Annotated in this window: 19 protein-coding genes and 1 tRNA gene; 8 read left to right on the forward strand and 12 right to left on the reverse strand. The window is 57.3% G+C overall.

Annotation, left to right across the window (positions count from 1 at the left end):
• Positions 1-57: 57 nt before the first annotated feature.
• The 3 genes from P3T20_RS35825 (at position 58) to P3T20_RS35835 (ending at position 3,494) form a co-directional block, all read left to right on the forward strand.
• On the forward strand, positions 58-492 hold the full coding sequence (locus P3T20_RS35825) for a DUF1275 family protein (RefSeq protein ID WP_429289391.1): 435 nt from the start codon (positions 58-60) through the stop codon (positions 490-492).
• A gap of 407 nt (positions 493-899) precedes the next feature.
• Positions 900-2,258 carry an MFS transporter gene (locus P3T20_RS35830; protein ID WP_429289392.1) on the forward strand — a complete coding sequence of 453 codons (1,359 nt, stop codon included), beginning with the start codon at positions 900-902 and terminating at the stop codon, positions 2,256-2,258.
• Between the two features lie 153 nt (positions 2,259-2,411).
• Positions 2,412-3,494 carry a porin gene (locus P3T20_RS35835; protein ID WP_429289393.1) on the forward strand — a complete coding sequence of 361 codons (1,083 nt, stop codon included), beginning with the start codon at positions 2,412-2,414 and terminating at the stop codon, positions 3,492-3,494.
• A gap of 67 nt (positions 3,495-3,561) precedes the next feature.
• On the opposite strand, the gene P3T20_RS35840 is transcribed toward P3T20_RS35835, so the two are convergent.
• The 7 genes from P3T20_RS35840 to P3T20_RS35870 form a co-directional block, all read right to left on the reverse strand.
• A complete protein-coding gene (locus P3T20_RS35840) occupies positions 3,562-4,275 on the reverse strand; it encodes a chorismate--pyruvate lyase family protein (RefSeq protein ID WP_429289394.1) in 714 nt (237 codons plus the stop codon).
• Positions 4,276-4,335: 60 nt separating this feature from the next.
• The gene (locus P3T20_RS35845; protein ID WP_429289395.1) at positions 4,336-4,992 is read right to left on the reverse strand and encodes an isochorismatase family protein; all 657 of its coding nucleotides are present in this window, start codon (positions 4,990-4,992) and stop codon (positions 4,336-4,338) included.
• 11 nt (positions 4,993-5,003) lie between these two features.
• A complete protein-coding gene (locus P3T20_RS35850; RefSeq protein ID WP_429289396.1) occupies positions 5,004-6,047 on the reverse strand; it encodes a 2,5-dihydroxypyridine 5,6-dioxygenase in 1,044 nt (347 codons plus the stop codon).
• A 43-nt stretch (positions 6,048-6,090) separates the two neighbouring features.
• Positions 6,091-6,918 (reverse strand): alpha/beta fold hydrolase, encoded by an 828-nt coding sequence (locus P3T20_RS35855; RefSeq protein WP_429289397.1) that lies wholly within the window; start codon positions 6,916-6,918, stop codon positions 6,091-6,093.
• Between the two features lie 27 nt (positions 6,919-6,945).
• Positions 6,946-7,698, reverse strand: a complete 753-nt coding sequence (locus P3T20_RS35860) for a maleate cis-trans isomerase family protein (protein ID WP_429289398.1) — start codon at positions 7,696-7,698, stop codon at positions 6,946-6,948.
• A gap of 34 nt (positions 7,699-7,732) precedes the next feature.
• Positions 7,733-8,944: an FAD-dependent monooxygenase gene (locus P3T20_RS35865; protein WP_429289399.1), complete on the reverse strand. Its 1,212-nt coding sequence runs from the start codon at positions 8,942-8,944 to the stop codon at positions 7,733-7,735.
• 266 nt (positions 8,945-9,210) lie between these two features.
• Positions 9,211-9,438, reverse strand: coding sequence for a hypothetical protein (locus P3T20_RS35870; protein WP_429289400.1), 228 nt, complete (start codon positions 9,436-9,438; stop codon positions 9,211-9,213).
• A gap of 1,093 nt (positions 9,439-10,531) precedes the next feature.
• Between P3T20_RS35870 and P3T20_RS35875 the strand changes: the two genes are divergently transcribed.
• Positions 10,532-11,887 carry an MFS transporter gene (locus P3T20_RS35875; RefSeq protein ID WP_429289401.1) on the forward strand — a complete coding sequence of 452 codons (1,356 nt, stop codon included), beginning with the start codon at positions 10,532-10,534 and terminating at the stop codon, positions 11,885-11,887.
• Positions 11,888-12,064: 177 nt separating this feature from the next.
• Here the strand turns inward: P3T20_RS35875 and P3T20_RS35880 are convergent, their stop codons facing one another.
• Both P3T20_RS35880 and P3T20_RS35885 read right to left on the reverse strand, forming a co-directional pair.
• Complete coding sequence (locus tag P3T20_RS35880; RefSeq protein ID WP_429289402.1) at positions 12,065-12,574, reverse strand: flavin reductase; 510 nt, start codon at positions 12,572-12,574, stop codon at positions 12,065-12,067.
• Between the two features lie 17 nt (positions 12,575-12,591).
• On the reverse strand, positions 12,592-13,185 hold the full coding sequence (locus P3T20_RS35885) for a cyclase family protein (RefSeq protein WP_429289403.1): 594 nt from the start codon (positions 13,183-13,185) through the stop codon (positions 12,592-12,594).
• A 100-nt stretch (positions 13,186-13,285) separates the two neighbouring features.
• Here P3T20_RS35885 and P3T20_RS35890 point away from each other — a divergent pair, with 100 nt between their 5' ends.
• From P3T20_RS35890 to P3T20_RS35905, 4 genes are all read left to right on the forward strand, one after another.
• Entirely contained in the window at positions 13,286-14,056 is a 771-nt protein-coding gene (locus tag P3T20_RS35890) for an AraC family transcriptional regulator (RefSeq protein WP_429289404.1), read from the forward strand.
• Between the two features lie 408 nt (positions 14,057-14,464).
• The gene (locus P3T20_RS35895) at positions 14,465-14,698 is read left to right on the forward strand and encodes a hypothetical protein (RefSeq protein ID WP_429289405.1); all 234 of its coding nucleotides are present in this window, start codon (positions 14,465-14,467) and stop codon (positions 14,696-14,698) included.
• 315 nt (positions 14,699-15,013) lie between these two features.
• Complete coding sequence (locus tag P3T20_RS35900) at positions 15,014-15,367, forward strand: hypothetical protein (RefSeq protein WP_429289406.1); 354 nt, start codon at positions 15,014-15,016, stop codon at positions 15,365-15,367.
• 18 nt (positions 15,368-15,385) lie between these two features.
• Positions 15,386-16,612: an alpha/beta hydrolase family protein gene (locus P3T20_RS35905; protein ID WP_429289407.1), complete on the forward strand. Its 1,227-nt coding sequence runs from the start codon at positions 15,386-15,388 to the stop codon at positions 16,610-16,612.
• A 41-nt stretch (positions 16,613-16,653) separates the two neighbouring features.
• Here P3T20_RS35905 and P3T20_RS35910 read toward each other — a convergent pair whose 3' ends face one another.
• From P3T20_RS35910 to P3T20_RS35920, 3 genes are all read right to left on the reverse strand, one after another.
• A complete protein-coding gene (locus tag P3T20_RS35910) occupies positions 16,654-17,652 on the reverse strand; it encodes a glycosyltransferase family 2 protein (protein ID WP_429289408.1) in 999 nt (332 codons plus the stop codon).
• A gap of 287 nt (positions 17,653-17,939) precedes the next feature.
• Positions 17,940-18,797, reverse strand: a complete 858-nt coding sequence (locus tag P3T20_RS35915) for a methyltransferase, TIGR04325 family (protein ID WP_074266543.1) — start codon at positions 18,795-18,797, stop codon at positions 17,940-17,942.
• Between the two features lie 443 nt (positions 18,798-19,240).
• Positions 19,241-19,328: transfer RNA gene (locus P3T20_RS35920), tRNA-Ile, on the reverse strand.
• Positions 19,329-19,418: the final 90 nt, after the last annotated feature.

Here is a 19,418-nt window from a genome sequence, read left to right on the forward strand (position 1 = left end):
TGATGCCGCAGCATGCGCCACAGCAGCCGGACCGGAGCAGGAAACCGGACATTTCTAATGAGCCAGAACCGGACATTTCTAAAAAGCTCTGACATTGCCAGCGAGTTGCATCACAAAGGGATGCTACGAGAGCCCAACATTATTGTGTTCGGGCTGGTATGTCTGGGCTCATTTGCTGTGTATCTTCAGAACACCGTCGTGCCGTCGACCTCGGGCTTCCCCACGTCAACGATGGTCATGACAGGCAACTACATTTCGCTGCTTACGCATTCCGTGAATATGATTTTGAGCTCCGACGAAAAGGCGAAGGCCCGTCAGGCCGCTAAGCACTTTTCGCTAGTGCACGCTCACTTTTGGAGCGGGGTTGCGGTCATGGCGTGGGCGACACAATACTTCGACTTCCTGGCTCTGTTCGTGCCGTGCCTGGCGCTTGGGTTGCTGATCTGGAAGCTCAAGGGATCAACCGCGCACACTGGCAATACGATCGTGTAGGAGAGCTGCTGCGTTTTCGCTGTCGCGCCGATCGCTTCGAGCGCTCTCTCCAAACAGTATCCGGAGTCTTTTACCCCGCCGAACACCATGTCCTTGCTGGCGTCGCGGGCTGATTGACCACAGCACACCAACCTCAAGGCGCTGCGCCAAAAGCCGCTCTACGCAACGAAACTGAGCTCCAACATATGAGGGTTTACCCCAGCTATATATAATTTTATGGCTATATAATATCAAAGCGACAGCGTTGAAAGCTTTCGCGGGCGGTAAAGACATACTTTCCGTCGATGTGGCTTTAGCTGCCGGGTGTCAGCCGTGTGGCTCGCTGCGCGGCTGGCGCTCTCGCATAAGGCCTGTCCGACCTGTGGGCAGTTCGAACGGCAGACCCAACATCGCAGTGGAGAGAAGTCTTGGAAACACGGAAAGTAAACATTCACGACGTGATCGATGAACATCGTATCGGTCGCACCCAGCGCGTCGCGCTCGCCCTGTGCGCGCTGCTGATGTTGTTCGATGGCTTCAACACGCAGACTATTAGCTACATCGTCCCTGTTCTAGCCAGCGAATGGCATCTTCCTAAATCTATCCTCGGCACCATTTTTTCAGCGGCTTTCGTGGGGCTGCTGATTGGCAATTTCGGCATCTCGCCGCTTTCAAACCGGTTCGGGCCAAAGAAGATGACTGTTTTGTCCACGGCCGCGTTCGGAGTTCTCACACTGCTCACCGTCCTGGTAACTAACGCACCGCAACTCATCGCAATCAGACTCCTTACCGGAATCGCCCTCGGAGCGGCCGCACCCTGCGCGATCGGTCTTACATCCGAATTCAGTCCGAAACGGACCCGCGCAACTTTTGTTCTGCTGATCTATGTCGGCTACTCTCTCGGCTTCACTGTAGCGGGCTTCTGTTGCGGCGCCATGATCCCAAGCTTTGGCTGGGCCGGTCCTTTATGGGTCGGTGGTCTCGGGCCTATTGTGCTGACACTGCTGCTCATTCCCTTCCTGCCTGAGTCCGCCTCTTATCTTGCGCGCCGCCGCTCACCCGTCGATCTGTTGCGTGCTGCCCAGCGGTTCTTTCCCGGGTTCATCTTGCCGAAAGACGCCGTACTGACTTCGAATGAAGACGCAACCAGCGATACACGTGTAAAAGGTCTGTTCTCCAGGAGTCTTCGCCTAGGGACCTTTCTGCTGTGGGGCGTGTTCGTTATCAACCTTGCGGAATTCTATTTCCTTCAGAGCTGGTTGCCGACGGTACTGCATTCGCTGTCCTATCCCTCCGCATTTGTCGTCTGGGCGACCGCTGTGAGCACGATTGGCGGCATGGTGGCCGGTCTCCTTATGGGACCGTTGATGGACCGTATAGGCCCATACATGATCCTGTCGGCCCTCTATCTGTTCGGCGGAATATCCATGCTGGCAATTTCGGTCGCGCTCGGTGCGACGCACTGGATACTCGTGTTCGCGGTGTTCTGTGGCGGGTTCTGCATCAGCGGTGGCCAGAAAGGTGTCGTCGCTCTCGGATCGATTTTCTATCCAGCCGGGCTACGGGCGGCGGGAGTTGCATGGGCGTACGGGGTTGGCCGTCTCGGAGGCGCCGGCGGAACTTACCTGGCCGGCGTCCTGTACGCAGCGAATTGGGCACCCGATGCGATCTTCCGTGTTGCGGCAGCACCGGCCGTCGGCGCCGCGATTTTCGTCGGGATCATGGGGTTGCGTTACAGCGGTGGCCGGGCGCTCGAGCCCTCGGCGGTGGTGCGAAACATCAGATAAGTCACCGGACCGTGCGCAGGCTACGTAATACGCCTGCTGCGGTACGGTGAGGCGGTGAACGCCCGTTAAGCCGGGGACGGGCAGCGCGCCGGCACAGAAAGCACGAACCCCCATTAACCAAGTCAGGTCTTTTAACAATAATTAGGAGTCACGATGAAAAAATCACTGATTGTTTTCAGCTTATGTGCTGTCACAAGCTATGCGAATGCACAAAGCTCAGTCACGCTGTTCGGTCAGATCGATGAGGCGGTCGCGTATATTAACAACGCCGGCACCGGCTCCTCGTATCGCTTACGTAGCGGGACATGGTTAGGTTCGCAATGGGGCCTCGCCGGTACCGAAGATCTCGGCGGCGGCTACAAGGCGTACTTTCACCTTGAGAACGGGTTTGATGTGAACACCGGCAAGCTTGGACAGGATGGCCGCGAATTCGGCCGCCAGTCGTACGTGGGAATTGGTAGCCCCTACGGCAACCTGAGTCTTGGTCGTCAATACGACGAGGTCGTCGATTATGTCGGTCCGATCATGGCGAATGGCCGGGGAACGGCTCCTATCTACGACATCGATAACACTGCTAACGACTGGACCACCAGCAACTCGCTCAAGTACACCAGCCCGACCTACCGGGGTCTTTCGGTGGCCGCGCTGTATGCGTTTGGCGGAGTCCCAGGTCAGTTCTCCAATGACAGCGTGGCGAGCGTCGGCGCCGGATATACCGCCGGCCCTCTCCAGATCGGCGCGGCTTACACGTCGGTGCGTGACCCATACGCGGTGTGGTATGACAGCACCGGCGCGTCAAGCATTCTGGTTTACGGGAAGTACTTGCCTACTGCGCGAGACCTGAATATCGCGGCGGGAGGCGTTGCGTACACGTTCGGTAAGCTGACTGCCCGCGTTGCGGTTTCACATTCCGACCTCACCGATTCGATCAACGGCGCAGATGCCCAGTTCAACATCTATCTGGCGCAGGCTGACTACAGGGTTAATCCATTCCTGCGCCTCGCAGCGGCGATCGATGTGATCAATGGCAGTATCGGTTCGCTAAATCAGCATCCTAAATATCCGGAATACAACCTGGTTGCCGACTATTTCATCTCCAAGCGTACCGATCTATACATGTGGGCTATCTACGGAAAAGCGGATGGCGGTGCAACACAGATGCAGATTGGTCAACTGCCCGCGTCGTCAACCGACAAACAGTTCAATATCAATTTTGGCATTCGACATCGATTCTGAGCGTGCTGCGATCGATATCGGCAGGCTCGTAGAGCTTGCCGGCCAGGTGAGGCATCGACCAGCGAGCTCAGGCTGGCGATACCTCACCCACTCTGTACCGCGTTCGATCCCTCACGACATGAAAGTCAGATTCGCAGCCACACGAGACATGGTATCCATCACACGGCCGCTTATCGGAAGAAACGTTGACAACAGCCGCTTCGGTTTTGCGATGGCGAGTAAGTCGCTCCCAAAACGCTGGCAACATGCATTCCGTCACCATCAGTGGCGCCTGCAGTCGTGTGAATACAGATCGTCGGGCAACGAACAGATACGGCAAGCGGCCTGAAACTTGAGCCGCACCCAAACCGTAAAGTGGATGACGCGCGTTGATGCGTCGACTAGAAAGCGCAGATCGGCTTACGCTAACGTCCCCGTAAAGCAGTTCGCCCAGCGGCCGAGCACGTAACCGCCGCATCGCCTGCCATACGCCAAGGCTAGCTTCGAGGGGCGTCACGCTGTGAGCAGCGACGCAGGGAACACCATCAACGGCAAGCACAACTTCGCGTATCCACGCGCGCTCGCGGGGCGCCAGTTGCAGTGCGTCACGCTCGTCGGACCAGGGCAGCCCAACAACCTCACGCGTGACACGCACATCTACCACTCCAAGCGTGCGCAGATGCGCAGTCAGCGAACCGCCCAGCGTCAGCCAGTGTTTTTGGAAAGCATCGAGGCTGGGCCTGGCGGTCGTGCACCAGCAGCAGCCGCTGGCGGAATCAAGGTGAGTCCGCCTAGCACGCATTGTGGGCTCTTCCCGTGCGCGCAGGTCCACCGATAAGCAATGGCATATCCTGGCTAAGTGTCAGCGAACGTTCCTGCCGCTGCTTTTTTCAATTGCGCCAATTGCGTCGTCGAGCGGCATAACCGCCGCATATTTCTGCGCCATATCGAAGAGATTCGCCTCGTGCGGTGCAATTGCGCGATCTCCCACGCAATCGGCAAGGACCAGCGGTCGGAAACCGTACGACATCGCGTCCACAACGCTTGCACGCACACAACCGCTTGTCACGGCACCGGCAACCAGCAAAGTCTGTACGGCGCGCTCCGTAAGCCACGGGGCGAGTTGCGTGCCGAAAAACGCCGATGGCACCGTTTTCCGCACAACCAACTCACCGCTTTCAGGCGTGAGCTCATCGACGATGGCGCTATTGGGATTGTCTTCGGTAAGCGACGCCATGCCAGGAACCTTTACCGAGAAAACGTTGTTACTGCTTCCGTCGTCGGCATAGACAATCCGGCTGTGTGCAACAGGCCACCGATTTCGACGCGCAAGCGCAAGCGCTTCGACAGTGCGAGCGATTGCGGGACCGATGTTTCCGCCGCCGAACACATCTGGATCCGCGAATCCAATAACGAAATCGACGATCAGGAGTCCGACATTGCCTTGAACCGGCAATGGCGTTCCGAATCCTTGCTTATGGTAAACACCCGCTTCGGCATGTTCTGAAAGATCGGTCATCGTAGTCCTTGTCAGTGTTGGGCCGTATCCGCTACCCGACCATCGGCGACGACCACTTCATCGTCGATTCGCACGGTGCAGTTACGCAGTGGAATGTCAATGTGACACGTGGTGGTGCGGCTGCCTCCGCCTTCGTTGTTAGGTCCGAGTGAGAACAGGAAATTACCCTCGAAGGCGCGCGCGTCCATTCCAATGGTTGCTTCGCGGTCGTACAGACCAAGCGTCGACCAGCGCGCACGACGTTGCAGTCCCCAGCCAATGTGGGAGATCGCGTAGCCTTCGGGATCGTTGAAGGTTTCCATGTAATCGCGCAACAGTGCAGCGTCGATGCCGCCTTCGATCTTCGTCGCATAGCCCTTTTCCACCGTCAGCACGATCGGCTCGCCGACGTAGCGTTTCTGCGGCAGCAGGATGTCGCCGCGATCGATCACGATCGTGCCACTGGCGGTTCGGTCATTCGGGAAGGTCAGTGCAAAGCCGCTAGGCCAGTGGTCCCAGCGACCCGGCTCGTCGACGAAACCATATTCGGCGATCGCAGGAAACTCACCCATGGGGCACACAAGCGATGTGCCTGCTGGCGACGTAACGCGCATCTCGCGCGCGGCGCTTATCTTTTTCGCAGCGGCCAGCACGCGCTCGCGGTCGGCGTATGTCGGTACCAGCCGCGCCAACACTTCGGGCGGCTCAACCGCAAGGAGGATCTTCGTGCCAGACTTGAGGATGTCGTGTTGCTCGGGCGAGAAAAGCAACGTCATCAGATCAAGCACGAGGTCGCTCTCTTTCAGCGCGGCAATCGCCGCGCGGTTGCCTGTCAATGGCGTCGTGCCGAGGTACGCGAGCGAGTCGCGGCTAAATGCCTTCTCGCCATTTACCGGTGGTAAGTCAAGCCGGTTGACGACTGCACCCATCGACTGTGTTGCGATAAGCGCGCAAGCGAGAGTCTGCGGGTGCGTGGAGGAACTCGTCAAGATGGTGACGGTTTGACCGCGTTCGAGGCGGGACAGCGTAAGCACTTCCTTCCAGGCTTCGACCAGTTGATAGTCGCTGATAGGCATGGGCTGCTCCTTTGGGGGCTGAGCAAATGGGGGCTCGGCGAGCCTAGACGAGCGGCGCGCCGAGAAAGTCACCGAACGCCGCGTAAAAGCCCGTCGCGTTGTCCCACGGAATCATGTGGCCCGCGTTCGGCACACGCACATGCTGCATCGACGGCGTCGCACGTTGCAGTTCGGCGACATCCTCGTCACACACAACGTCGCCGCGCTCAGCCGTGATCAGCAGAGACGGCACGTGCAGTTGCGCAGCGTCCGCATGGAAGTCGTCGATGTGAAAGCCTTCAAACGATGCAATGATTGCGCGCTCGTCGCAGGTGTGCAGCCACTCGGCTCGCAACTGGAGCTCCTGATCGGTCCACGTCGGCAAAAACGCGCGCATTGCCTCCGCGCCCACGCCGGCCCGAGCGAGCGCCATCGAATCGACGTACCACGGCAGCTTGCTTGGATACTCGCGACGGCCAGGACCCGACACCGGCGGGTCCACCAGCACGACCGATTCGAGGCCAATGGGCTTGCGTGTCGCCGCGCGCGCTGCAATGCGTGCGCCCATCGAATGGCCTACAAGCGTGAATCGCTTCAGACCAAGCGCGTCTGCGAAAGCCACTACATCGTCGGCTTGCGCGGTCAGGCTGTAGTCAAGCGTCGACGATGCCTCTGACAATCCGCGGCCGCGTACATCGATCACATAGGTGTCGAACTCACGGCCGAACACTTCACACACAAATCCCCACGTAATGGCGGGACTCGTGATGCCTGGAATCAGGATGATCGCGGCGCGCTCACTCCGCGTCCCATGTGTTCCACCGTAGCGGAGATAGTGCTGACGAATACCGTTTGCGGCAACGTTCGCGCCGTACTGAAGAGTCGTAAACATAGGGGCGTCCCTGTGAATTTGCGAGGCTCAGTACGCGCCGGACAGCAACGCGCCCGCACCCGGAACGATACGTTCGAGGTCCAGTTCGCGCAGCATTGCGTACGTGGTTGCGATCGCCGCAGTAATGACCGGCTTTCCTGTCATCGCTTCGACCTTTGCAACAGCCGGCAGCGATGGCATCTGCACACACGCCGACAACACGATCGCGTCGGCATCCTGGTAGCGCAACTGCTGCACGATCGCCGGCAGGTTGGCCGGGTCGTGGCGTCCGACTTCCAGGTTGTCGGGGATTTCGAGTGCACGGTAGTCGAGCACCTCGTAGCCTTCGTTGCGGATGTAGTCGACGACCAGCTCCGTCAAAGGCTTCATGTACGGTGCAACTACAACGATGCGCTTCGCGCCGATGACCTTTAGCGCATCAATCAGCGCGCCGGCGCTGGTCAGCACCGGGGCGTGGGCGTCGTTAGCAGCAGTGTGCTTTGTGAGTCGCTCCTGCGATGCACGATGATAACCGTGGCCCATCGCCATGATCGCAACAAGACATGCGTAGCCGAGCACATCGACGCGCGCGTCAGACAGCTCGACCGCGCAGCGGTCGGACTCCGCATCCATTGCTGCCAGTTCTTCCTTGACGACCTTCTTCATGCGCATCCGGCTCGAATGGAACGTGAAGCGCTCCGGCCGGATGGCCTCCCGCAGGCGCAACATTGCGGGAATCTCTGTTTCCATCGTGGTATTTGAGCTCGGCACAATCTGGCCGATGCGATAAGTCTTGGTCATGTGTGTTTGCCTCGAACTCTAGATTAGCTTCGCGTTAAGCCACCGCTGCTACACGCGGCTGGAAGTCCGCCGCGTTGTATGCGTACACCCAGTCAGCCTGAATGCCCGAAGCGTGCGGATTGATCCACGACTTGAACTGATATATGAGGTCGCGTTTGCGCTGGGCGAAAAGTGTCGGGAGGTGATAGGTCCGTCCACGTTCACGCGACTCCAGCTGTACCCGGCTGGTGCGTGGAATGCGCTCTGCTTCGTAATCGCGCAGGGCCGATGCGACGTCGGTGCCGTGCCCAGCGAGCGAGCGCGCCAGCACATAGCCATCCTCGATCGCCATCGCCGCGCCTTGAGAAAGGAACGGCAGCATGGGATGGGAGGCATCGCCCAGCAAGGTGATCCGCCCTTTCGACCACGTCGTCATTGGATCGCGGTCGAACAAACCCCATTTGAATACGGAGTCAACGCGATCAAACAACTGCGTAATGTTCGGATGCCAGCCAGCGAACGCGGCGAGCAGTTCTTCGCGAGTGCTAGGCGCATTCCACGACTCTTCGACCCACTCGGCGGTCTCATTGACTGCAACGATATTGACTGCCTGCCCGCGACGAACGTAGTAGGTAACGATATGTGATTTCGGGCCCAGCCAGAACGATGAATCAGGGCTCACGAAATCAAAGTTTCCGTCCACCGGAACTACCGCCCTGAAGCACATGTTGCCGGTGAACTTCGGCGCATCGTCGCCGAACAGTTTGTTGCGGACTGTCGATCTCACGCCGTCCGCGCCCACGATCAGATCCGCTTCGAACTCCGAACCGTCTGCGAAGATAGCTGCGGCGCTATCACCCGTTTGCCTGATATCAACACACGCCGACGAAAGCGATGCAACGCCATCTGGCAACGAGTCGACCAGCAACTGATGCAAATCAGCACGGTGAACATGAAAAAACGGGGCATTGTAGAGACGCGGACACTCGTCCGCCAGCGGGATGCGGAAAATCTCCTTTGCCGTGTCCCAGTTGCGGCCAACGATGGCCTGAGGCAGAAACGCAACTTTTCGCAGTGCCTCTCCCAGACCCAACGCCTCAAGTACCTTGACGGCATTTGGCGTGACCTGAATGCCAGCGCCGATTTCACCGAACGCGTTAGCGCGCTCAAAGGCATGCACCTCGATCCCGTGCTGCGCGAGCGCGCTTGTGAGGGCAACGCCTCCGATACCGCCGCCAACCACGCCAACCCGAAGTTTTCTAGTCATCTTGCTTACTCTCCGCTGAATGCTCGAGCCGAATCAGCCATGCGGCCCGCACTATTTGGCCATACAATTAATTTATGCGACGAACCATTCTGTTCAACGGCCACAATCCGGCGGATCGAAACTCAATCACGACACCCTGCAACCGAATTGTTCCGCACGGACCGGAAATGCCACCGCGGATCGCGCTGACCGCTGCGGCCTTCACCTCACTGGCCGGCCACTGTGCCTGAGTCCGCCGCGGCGATTAATTCAAACCGCAACTTTACTCAACGGTGAAGAGAGACGCGCAACGCCCCGCCAATCTGCTGCATGGCAGAGTGCATCGCCTCAGTCACCGTCGACTCGAGACCACTGTCCTTGGTCGCCGCAATCATGTCGTCCAGGACCTCAGCTGCATCCGCCGACGTTTGGTCGGGCAGCACCGCGGCAATCGCATTAAGGGCACCGACAAGACCAAGGATTTGTCCCCGCATCGTTTCGAGCTCATTTTCCATCGACCACTCCTCCATAGCTTCAACGCAACTGCTGTTAGCCGACGAATGACGCCCAGGTCCTCTGCATCCGCCGTTGGTATGTACCTGCAGTTAATTATATGATCGTAAAATTAATAGCGCAAGCCCGATTTTTGCCACGCCGATCACCGAGCATCTACATCGACAAGCCTGCTCGAGCTCGCCGGCAAGTCGACCAATTCCCCCAGAGGCCGCTATGCCAGTGCCGTGACGGGCAACAACGCAATGGGACTTTTCATTGGCCGCGCGGGCGCAAATTCAGCGCGGCGCAAACCGACGTCAGCACGGCCGCAATGAAGGCAATACGATCCGTTCAGCACCGCTCCGTCCTGTCACAAACATGGATAGTGCCCGGTGTGCTGCGTTAGGCAGAATTGAGCGCTCCTCCTGAAGAAGCCTGACCCGAGCCCACGGCCGGTCCTTCCTGCCGAAGCTGCTTTTCGCTGGTCAGACGTAGCCATACAGGGTGAAAAGTAACGAGTAGGGAATTTCGTGTCCCGCAACGTCGTACGCGACAAGGTCCACCTCTTCAACGATAAACATGGATGCGAGAAATTTCCCGATTGAGGAAAGAGTACGAGTTAAAGATGCCGCACAGTTGGGCAATTTAGCTGGGCTCATTTGACTTTGGCCAAGGTAACAATGCATTAAAGAGGGATGACGGTGGTCGCTTTGCCACCAACCCGGAATTGAGTTTCTGGATTTGTATGTTTCGGATACCTAAATTATATGTGTGTCGAAAAATGCAATCCTTGAGAGATACTCTAGCGACAATCGCCCGATCTGGATTTGGCTAAAACGACAACTTACCTCTAAAAACGGTCAACTTCGTTCGGACACGTTCGCCTACGAATTCCCTGGTCGTCGATACGGCGCGGGGCAAGATGACCCTTCGGTCGATACCCCAGACTGTAGTAGGACGTGCGAGCCGTCAGAACGAAACGGGCGAAACCTTCGACCACAAGTCCGGTTTTGAACGATTGTTGGCCGAAGTGAAGCGGCGAAAGGGCAGTACACGCAGATAGACTGACTACATCAAGAATCACGGATCCTGATTTCACAGCGGAGACATGTGATGGAATCACGCAAAGTCTACATTCACGACGTAATCGACCATTCTCGAATCGGCCGCGCCCAGTACGTCGCACTAGCGCTCTGCGCATTGCTCATGCTCTCCGATGGCTTCACCACGCAAGCCTTCAGCTACATCGTGCCCGTTCTCGCAAATGACTGGCATCTTCCAAAGTCCATCCTCGGCAGCATTTTCTCGTCCGTACTCATTGGTCTGATGATCGGAAATTTCGGCATCTCGCCCTTTGCAAAACGTTTCGGCACAAAGAAGATGACGGTATGGTCAACGGCTGCGTTCGGCTTGTTCACGCTGCTAACTGTCTTTGTCACGAACGTGCCGCAGTTGATCGCGCTCCGGCTGCTTACTGGCATCGGACTAGGATCTGCCGTGCCCTGTGCCGTCGGCCTCACATCCGAATTCAGTCCCAAACGGACACGCGCAACGTTTGTTTTATTAATCTACGTCGGCTATTCCCTCGGATTTACTGTCGCGGGCTTCTGCTGTGGCGCAATGATTCCACGCTTCGGCTGGACCGCTCCACTTTGGGTGTGTGGTCTCGGGCCGATTGTTTTAACGTTTCTGCTCATTCCTCTCTTGCCTGAGTCTGCCTCGCATCTTGCGCGGCACAGGTCGCAAAAAGACTTGCTTCAAATGGCGCGCCGATTCTTTCCTAAATTCAACTTACCGGACGGCGCCGTCCTAACCTCCAATGCCCACAAGAATAGCGATGGGGCCGTAAGTGGCTTGTTTTCCGCACGTTTGCGTGTCGGCACGTTTTTGCTGTGGGTTGTGTACAACATCAACCTGGCGGAATTCTATTTCCTGCAGAGCTGGCTACCGACATTTCTGCACTCCCTTTCTTACTCGCCCAGAATGGTCGTCTGGGTAACGGCCATCAGCACTGTCGGTGGCATGGCAGCCGGACTCATTTTGGGTCCGCTGATGGACCGGTTCGGGCCTTATATCATCCTCTCAGCGCTATTCCTGTTTGGCGGTATATCGATGCTGGCAATTTCTATGGCGCTTGGCGCAACACATTTTTTGCTTGTGCTGGCGGCATTTTGCTGCGGCGCATGTACTAGCGGCGGCCAGAAAGGGATTGTCGCATTGGCCGCCCTCTTTTATCCAGCCGACTTACGTGCGCCCGGCGTGGCATGGGCTTCTGGTATTGGTCGTCTTGGCGGTGCCGGGGGCACCTATCTGGCCGGGGTGTTATACGCGTCGAACTGGCGGCCGGAGGACATCTTCCGCGTTGCGGCAGCTCCGGCCGTCGTCGCAGCGATCTTTGTAGGATTCATGGGCTGGCTTTACAGCGGCGACGAGTCTCTCCCGTCCTCCGCATTAACTCAGGATAGCTGACCCGTTTTCAGACGGCGGGGCACGCTAACTCAATCGCAATTCGCAGTTCAAGACAAGCAGAAGTCTTGACGATAGCGATTGCTCTTTCATTTCATACTCCTATATATTCGTCGGGCCTGTATTGCTTTCTGGCATCCTGTCTGGATTTCGGATCAGACCCGACGTGCACAACTTGCTCTACCGATTCACCAAGGAAGTGGCCTGCAACCCGTGGTATCGACGATCAAAGTAGATGAGCCCGCCAATCGTCTCGCCATCGCTCAGTTTTATTTCCTGCACCTCGCAAAAGAAAACCCTGTGAGTGCCTTGGCAGACGGTGTCAATTACCTTGCAGTCGAACGCTACCAGTGCATCCTCCAGCACAGGGGCACCCGTTTTCAGGGTGCTCCACGACGTTCCGGCGAAACGCTCCTCTACGCTGACGCCCGCACCGAACCTACGGGATAGCGCCTCGTGGGAAACACTTAATGTGTTCACGCACAGTACGCCGTTTTCGATCAGCGCGTTGTGTGCCGACGACTGCTGGTTAACGCAAACGAGTAGCGTGGGTGGCGTATCGGTGACGCTGCAAACAGCTGAGGCTGCAATGCCGGCTTTCCCAGCAACGCCATCGCTGGTGACTACGTGAACCGCAGCGCCGAGCCTGGCCATCCCAGCTCTGTAGCTAAGTTGTTCTTGGCTGAGCATGATGATGTCCTTTTACCTTACTGTACCGTGTCGGGCACTTCCGCCACCACGCGGCAGGAGAGCCCGCTGAAGCCGAGGAAACCTGTCCACGCAGTGTGCATCGTGAACTCCGTCTTGCCGACCGCGCTGTAGAGCTCGTCGATCTTGTTCATATTTTCGATGATGAAGCCGCCGCGGCGACCAACCAGGAGATCTGCTGGGCCATGCTGATCACCGCGACGCAGGCCGGCAAAATCCAGACCGATGAAGCCCAGCTTCATTTTCGCCAGCGTTTCGATGAAATCCCAAGACATCTGGGGATGGCCGCGGAAATAGTCACGCGTTCCGTACGAGTACTTCGACAGGTAGCCCGTGTGGAAGATGACGAAGTCGCCTTCGCGAACGTCGTATCCTTCGAGGACCTTTTCCGTGATTTCGGTTTCGCCGACGTCGCCTACATGAACGATTACGCCTCGGCGGACGGCGTATTCAGCCGGCGGACGACCTTGTCCCTCATACACGTCCAGGTGCGTGCCGATGTGCCCCTGGGACATGAAGCTGTTCTGGTCTTGATTGGCCTTGCCAACAACGGGATCGTGCATGTCGATGGCCAACGTGAGATCGAGGAACATATTTTTTTCTCCACTAGAATTGTGAAGTACCAATGTAAGCTCCCGGGCCAGGCAGGCACCCTCTAACATAGGTCACAATCCATTCAAAACAGGACAACCCATGCAACCGAATCCGCCACTTCTCGCGGTACGTCGCGATAACTTTCCTGTCAGCGCGGTGATTCGCGAGGGAGACGCGGTGGACTTCGAGGCGCATGTGCACGCATGCGGACAACTGGTTTTCGCACAGCACGGTCCCATGCTGTTGGAGACACGCAGCGGCATCGTGCGGATGGGACCCGACCGTGCGGCGTGGCTACCTGCTGGAGAGTCGCACGCGGTGTTTCTGGACCGTCGATTCCGATATCACAGCCTTTACATCGATAGCGACTTTTGCTCGCGCGGGACGTGCGGGGTTTTCATTCTCACCCCGCTGCTTCGTGAACTCATAATCGATGTGTCGTTGTGGCCTGAGAGCAATCTGACGGCTGACGAGAAGATGCGGCGCGCGTACGTCATCGTGGACGAAATCGTGCGAGCCCCGCGAACCGGCTCATCCGTTCGCATTCCTGAAGACAAGAAGCTGGGCGTTATTTGCAGGGCAATCGAACGAGACACTTCCATCGAAAAGTCGCTCGAGGATTGGGCCGTCGAGGTTGGCGCCAGCACCAAAACACTACAACGACTTTTTCTGGCGCAAACGGGTATGGCCTTCCAGCAGTGGCGCAATCACGTGAGGATGACAAGGGCTCTTGAAATGCACATGGCTGGCATGCGGGAGCTCGACGTTGCGCTGGCAGTAGGGTACGCCACAGAAGGCTCCTATGCGCAGGCTTTCAAGAAGTTCTATGGCCATCCCCCAAGCTTCCTGAAACGCCGTGCAACGGCCTAGGATTCTGCCAGCGCACGGCAAGAGCCTCCCGTTGGTCTTCCCTTGTGGGAAACACGTGAAACGCACGTCGGTTTGGACGAAAGCCTTCACCGTATCCGTGCAGCGCTAAAGAAAGTACAGCAATCTGCCGATATCCTGGTGTCCTCTCCCTTCAGGTAGCCGACAATGATTGTGAACGGAAACGTAACCACTACGGGACTCGTTCCCCTACCGACGACGAATACCCCTTCTTCGAGCAATGCCGCGTCAAACTCCGCGCAGGGCACCTCCACAACAACGGATGCAAGTAGTGATACATCCGGCACGGCGTCTGGCACGAAGCCGGCTACGGGCAGTACATCTGGAGTCTCGGGCGCCACATCGACTACCTCCTCCAGCGACTCCGGGTCAGCATTGGCCGCAGCTCAAATGCTGAAGCAATTGATCGATCATCTGCAGGCAATGTTGGCGGCGATCCAGGCCCAAATCTCCGCTGCCGCGGCCCGGTCCGGCCACGGGGGCATGCCGAACCCAGCGCTCGGTGCATTGCAAGCTGAAGCCTCGGTCATTCAAGGCCAGATTTCCGCGGCTACAGCGAAGATGGCGGAAATGCTGTTGGCGAATGGGCAATCCAGCGGGACGCTTGTCAACGACCAGGCATGAGCGCATTTCGCATCGGCTTCAAACGGTCAATCTCGAATCCGACTGGTGATCGTTATGTCGATGCGAGAGCACGAGTTCAGTCGCCTCGCCACTCATCTTTCTGCCGGCGGACACTCCATTGGTTCGATCGGAGCTTGCACCGCATGAGGCACATCTGGATTTGGTGCTTATTGGGGCGCATTCCCTTGTCGGGAAGATGCGGTACGGTTTCTTCGACCCTCTCGACTCGCAACTGCGGACAATGAAGACATGGCCGTGATGAATGTCGAGGCGTTCTCGACTATCCACTCCTTCGATTGACCGATAATGTTCTTCATGATGGACTTCAAACGCCGAGGGTGGCTTACCACACGGATCTCGGAGGTCATCTGGGTGTCAAATACCAAGGATGCCATTTCCAAGGGCAGCGCTTTCTGCACGCTTGAGTCCTTAGGGCGCGGCCGCATTCCCTGCCAAGTGACGACAATTGCAGAGTTGGATCGGGTACGAGACGCCCTTGGATACACGCTTCTGTCGCGATGGAGCATTCCGGACCGAACCACCGAAGCGCCAACGGCCAAGGGTAAACAGTTGATAGAATCGATCGGCGAAGCTTGGACCAATAAGGCCATCGCGGAGGAAGCTTCCGCTGGAATCGACACGGACACGTCCCTTTCCCCAGGTTTCTAACAGCGACGAGGCATCCGCATGATCTCTGGAACGCCTTCTTCTTGGGCTCTTGCCGCTTCCGGTCTTGTCGCGCTCGTGGTCGCGGCGGTGATTGGCGTCGCCTGGTATGCAGGGCTTGTCGACCCGAAGGAAATGATCCGTGCCGTGATGTTCCTCGACACGGACAGGCCCCGGTTGGAGGGGCCCTATGCCGTCGGCTTCGCCAGTGTTGATGTGAAAACGGGGAGCGACGGCCCTTCGCTGCCGGTCGACATCTGGTACCCCGCGCAGGCGCCCGGCGATGGCATGGGGCGCTCAATTCTGCAGTGGATCGCAGCAGTCGGACATCCTACCTCACCGCCGTTCACGCGAAATGGAAAGCTGTCCGACGCCCGTGCCAAGTATCCACTCATCATTTACTTTCCATCATGGTTCAGTGTTCGCCAACAGAGCACATTTACGCCAGCAAACCTGGCGAGCCATGGTTTCGTCGTCGCTACGGTGGACGACATCGTGCACGCCCCTCGTCTTCCCGGACGAGAGGGCACAGCTCAGGCATCGGAGATCCCCGGCGATTCGATGGAAAGCTTCGAGGCTTATCGCCCCGTCGCAGCCCTCCGGGCTGAACTGGCGGCGAAATCGGGGTCTGCCATCATCGACGCATTTCAGAATATTCCGGTGTTTGGACAACGTGTGGATATGGCGAAGGTCGGTGCCGTCGGGTTCTCGTTCGGAGGCGCGACGGCAGCGCAGATGAGTAGCGACGATCGACGCATCAAGGCCGTCGTGAATTTTGACGGCTCCTTGTATGGGCGCCCTGAGCGCGGCAGTGTCGAGGTGCCTTACATGATGTTCTATAGTGGTTGGACCTATCCGACTTGCGAGGAACTCCTGCATAGTGACTTCGCCACGCGGATCAACTCGGTTCTGACGGTCGAGTCAGTTGCGCACCAGATTCGCCAGGCCACGCTCCCGAACAACTGGACCTTCACGGTAAAGGGTACGGTACATGATGATTTTGCGGACAAGCTCGCGAAGCCCCCATGGAAGGCCGCATTCGACAAAACTGCAATCAACAGGGCGAAGACCTGGTCCGAGATCAATCGCTATGTTGTTGCATTCTTCACCCGCTTTTTGCTAGGCGAGAATCAGCCCTTGTTGACGGAGCCAGCCCCGTTCGCAGAAATACGGCCTTTCATGGAGAACCAGGCGCCGCCACAAGACCGGGCATCGGCCACTGGTTCCACACAATCCCGCTGTCCTTAGATCACAACGCGTTTTTGCGCGTCTGGTCGACCAGAGTTGATCTATTCGACGCCGACTCCAGCCATGGCTTTGCCACGCCGGTATATTGAGGCGACATCCTCCGCTCGTTCGAAGCCAACGAAACGCGACAATGCCTTGAGATAGGATGGACTTAAGGGCAGGAAGCGTCCGAACATCTGGTCGAGTTGTGCGAGGCGGGTCCGGAACGCCCCGATATCGTATCGATACAACAGCCGCATGTATGACGAGAGGCGTTGCTTGAGCATTTCCTGATCGTCCTCCGACAGCATGTCTAAAGAATGCCGGTGTCCCTCAGTAATCCTGAAGAAGTTCTCCATATATTGTTCTGTTAGGTCTATGGCGTTGTAGCGCGCTCCCCGGAGCCCAAGACGGCGGTGTGGTTGCTGTCTCCACGCGAAGAGCGGGTCTGCGCTCTCGACCGTCAAAACCTTTGCGCCTTTTTTCGCGAGCTTTAGCAGAAAGTCCTGGTCCTCATCTACCTTGATATTCTCGTCGAAGCCGGCCACATCCGCGATCCATTGTCTTCTGAATACGCTCTGGCCCAAATGTATTAGAGGTCCCTTGGCGAGAATTTCCAGTTCGCTCGGCTGTGAAGAAAACGCTGAGCACTCGGCGAGGCGAACCCTTCGCGCAGCATCGCCTTCGACGATGACCTCTTCCCATCGCGACATCACATAGGCGACACCCGGATCAGCAGTCCGGCAGGCGATCGACTGAAGCTGCAGTTTTGTAGGGGCCAGGAAATCGTCGGCATCCAGAAACTGAATCCAGTCTGCTGTCGTCGATTGCCATCCCAGGTTTCGGGCAGCACTAACCCCCTTGTTGGGCTGCGTGAGAATCGTCCACCGATGGCGGCAACCCTCGAGGTGCTCCCGAGCCTTCGAGACGGTATCGTCCGATGAGCCGTCATCGACGATCAGGATTTCAACCTCGTCATGCGTCTGTGACGTTACCGTCTGCAACGTAGTGTCGACATACGCGGAGGCGTTGTAGCAAGGAATGACGATGGCGATTTGCAACGATGCCCCCATTGATGGATAACTTTCGATCTCATCGCGCCAGGATTTGCGAGAGAGTGCGAAGTGTCAGTTAGCGGTCCTCAAAAGTAACGATCCACCGTCAGAGCCGGTGGCTTTCCATGGCTTGCCCCTCAAAGGGGCCTGTTCGCCATCTGTAAAAGGCAGCAACGTCAGCCGGAACAGCGGCTGACTGCTTCGGTTGTAGCGTGGCGGCTGCGCAACCCCGCCCAACCCTTCACGATTAAACGGCTGAAGCCGTCCGCCCTTACATCCCTTTCAATTTCCGGCTACAGCTGTTCAAGCCATAGGCCTGTATAAGCTCCTACACTCGAGGAGGGGCGATCTACGACGGTGAGCCCGAGTTCTGCCGCCTGCCATTCACCCAGCACCTCGTAGCCGAGGCGCTTGAAATCAGCAACGAGTTTCGAACGGTTGTAAACCTTGCAAGCGACACGAATCATTCCCGCATAATCTTGAACGACAGCGAATTCTGGACCTTCTGTCAGCGGTGATCGATTTATCAGGATATATTTTGGACGTTGTTTGATATTTTCAATGAACTCCGGCAATGGTTTGTCGAAGTAGTGAAGAGCCCCGCTCACAATCAATAAATCAAGGCCTTCGGCCTGCTGCAGGTCATCGGTAAATTGAAGGTTGTCTACGTTCTTCTCGCTGGCCAATGCCCGCCCGCGCAGGATATTATCGGGCAGATCGTACACAGTCCAGATTGCGTCCGGTCTCAGGGGCAAATAATCTCGATAGCGATAGTAAAGATTGCCAACATTGCCACCCATATCGAATATCTTTTTTATGCAAGGGATCCGGTCGCGGAGATAATAGAAGGCGGCGTAGTCACTGGGTTTGGCCACGCGGTTGAGCTCGAACTGGTTGAGCTCGAACTGCAAGGCCGAATTTACGGGATGTTCATGGCCTCCTTTCGCATAGGGCCTCACTGCCCTTTCGGCTTCGTCAAGCGTTCGGAAGCTGCGTCTGTATCCCAGCATGCATCCGAAAATCGCGGCTCCTGAGCGAGTGCGTTCGATTCCTTCTATCAATCGGCGGCTATAACCGATCGTTCCGAGAACCCTGAAAACCTTCGCGGTCCTGACGATTTGCATATCGCGCAGCCTGATCTTCGCTTCCATTGATAGACTCCCATGCGAACATGTGCTCGCCGCTCGTAACCAGACGTCTTCCGTGCGCGAAAGTCATCGCGACACACGACCAGATTCGACAAGCCAAGCCAAGTCATCCATCTGGCATAAAGTGTTGCCGATCTTCGCCCTGGCGAATGTTCGGCGTCGCTCATGCCACGCTACTTCGACAAGGATGCCGGGGGTCGCCTCAGAATAGGTCTGAGGGTTTCGAGTAGCGAGGCAATGTACGTCGCCGTCAGCGGGCTAGGCTGGAAGGCTCTTGAGAACGGCGAGGAATTCGACCGGCTGCATCGGCGCGGCGTGCAATCGTGGGAAGAGCACGATCGCACAGTCGGTGGGGCCAGGCTGCGCGCTAGATCTGCCGTAGCCTATGTGTAGCCTGGAAGGAATCGTTGAAGTTGCGACGAAGTATGAAAAACGGCTGAAAGCCTTGGTGGGCCGGGTGGGAGTCGAACCCACGGTGTCCTTTCGGAGGCGGATTATGAGTCCGCTGCCTGCAACCAGCACGGCGTCCGGCCCTGAGATGATGTGAAACCAACAAAAAGACCCGGTCTAAACAGAGGCCGGGCCTATTCGCTGATTGGCCGACATACTACACGAAAAAGGGGC

The organism is Paraburkholderia sp. GAS206C (genome assembly GCF_050435645.1).
In the GTDB taxonomy this organism is placed as follows: domain Bacteria; phylum Pseudomonadota; class Gammaproteobacteria; order Burkholderiales; family Burkholderiaceae; genus Paraburkholderia; species Paraburkholderia phenazinium_B.

Bases quoted from the DNA above. Each gene is read 5' to 3' on its own strand.
- P3T20_RS35825 (WP_429289391.1), top strand. From the start codon at position 58: ATGAGCCAGAACCGGACATTTCTAAAAAGCTCTGACATTGCCAGCGAG.
- P3T20_RS35835 (WP_429289393.1), top strand. From the start codon at position 2,412: ATGAAAAAATCACTGATTGTTTTCAGCTTATGTGCTGTCACAAGCTAT.
- P3T20_RS35840 (WP_429289394.1), bottom strand. From the start codon at position 4,275: ATGCGTGCTAGGCGGACTCACCTTGATTCCGCCAGCGGCTGCTGCTGG.
- P3T20_RS35845 (WP_429289395.1), bottom strand. From the start codon at position 4,992: ATGACCGATCTTTCAGAACATGCCGAAGCGGGTGTTTACCATAAGCAA.
- P3T20_RS35850 (WP_429289396.1), bottom strand. From the start codon at position 6,047: ATGCCTATCAGCGACTATCAACTGGTCGAAGCCTGGAAGGAAGTGCTT.
- P3T20_RS35855 (WP_429289397.1), bottom strand. From the start codon at position 6,918: ATGTTTACGACTCTTCAGTACGGCGCGAACGTTGCCGCAAACGGTATT.
- P3T20_RS35860 (WP_429289398.1), bottom strand. From the start codon at position 7,698: ATGACCAAGACTTATCGCATCGGCCAGATTGTGCCGAGCTCAAATACC.
- P3T20_RS35865 (WP_429289399.1), bottom strand. From the start codon at position 8,944: ATGACTAGAAAACTTCGGGTTGGCGTGGTTGGCGGCGGTATCGGAGGC.
- P3T20_RS35870 (WP_429289400.1), bottom strand. From the start codon at position 9,438: ATGGAAAATGAGCTCGAAACGATGCGGGGACAAATCCTTGGTCTTGTC.
- P3T20_RS35875 (WP_429289401.1), top strand. From the start codon at position 10,532: ATGGAATCACGCAAAGTCTACATTCACGACGTAATCGACCATTCTCGA.
- P3T20_RS35880 (WP_429289402.1), bottom strand. From the start codon at position 12,574: ATGCTCAGCCAAGAACAACTTAGCTACAGAGCTGGGATGGCCAGGCTC.
- P3T20_RS35885 (WP_429289403.1), bottom strand. From the start codon at position 13,185: ATGTTCCTCGATCTCACGTTGGCCATCGACATGCACGATCCCGTTGTT.
- P3T20_RS35890 (WP_429289404.1), top strand. From the start codon at position 13,286: ATGCAACCGAATCCGCCACTTCTCGCGGTACGTCGCGATAACTTTCCT.
- P3T20_RS35895 (WP_429289405.1), top strand. From the start codon at position 14,465: ATGCTGAAGCAATTGATCGATCATCTGCAGGCAATGTTGGCGGCGATC.
- P3T20_RS35900 (WP_429289406.1), top strand. From the start codon at position 15,014: ATGATGGACTTCAAACGCCGAGGGTGGCTTACCACACGGATCTCGGAG.
- P3T20_RS35905 (WP_429289407.1), top strand. From the start codon at position 15,386: ATGATCTCTGGAACGCCTTCTTCTTGGGCTCTTGCCGCTTCCGGTCTT.
- P3T20_RS35915 (WP_074266543.1), bottom strand. From the start codon at position 18,797: ATGGAAGCGAAGATCAGGCTGCGCGATATGCAAATCGTCAGGACCGCG.